Source organism: Nocardia sp. 852002-20019_SCH5090214 (genome assembly GCF_001665865.1).
GTDB lineage: Bacteria > Actinomycetota > Actinomycetes > Mycobacteriales > Mycobacteriaceae > Nocardia > Nocardia nova.
The window spans coordinates 1-509 of the sequence record NZ_LZMK01000466.1; the positions used below are offsets into that span (position 1 = coordinate 1).

Genomic DNA, 509 nt, shown 5'->3' on the forward strand with positions numbered 1-509 from the left:
CTTTCGATCTCGGTCCCGGTGATGGCTTCCACGAGTGCGCAGCCGAGGACTTCGGCGGCGGCGGGGGTGACGGCGTTGCCGAAGCCGCGGGCCTGGGTCCGCTTGTCCCCCAGCGCCTTGAACGTGGCCGGAATTGCCATTCCGGCCCGTATCTCGGTCACGTCGAGCATCCGGAAGGTGCTGTCGGCGACCAGCCGGTCCATGTCGGCGCCGACCAGGGCGTACCGGTCGCGGGTGGTCAGCGTTCCCATCGGCTGACCGACCGGGTGTGCGCGGCCGGTGCGGTAGTAGGGCACCAGCAGCTGCATCGTCGGGTCCGCCGGCGGTTGCACCAGTCCGTGGTGGAATCCGGAGGCGGCGAAGGTCGCCAGCGGCTCGGTCAGCGCCCGCGCGGACTTCTTCGATCCGCCGCCGCGGAGTTCGGCGATGAATGGCGGTATCACTACCGACAATTCGCGTCGGCAGGTCTGTGTCGGCAGCGTCCGGGTCACCGGAGTGACCGCGGTCGG

Annotated in this window: 1 pseudogene; it reads right to left on the reverse strand. The window is 69.9% G+C overall.

The features are described 5' to 3' along the window. Positions 1-452, reverse strand: a pseudogene (locus A5780_RS38765) (DNA methyltransferase); the annotation flags it as partial. Positions 453-509: the final 57 nt, after the last annotated feature.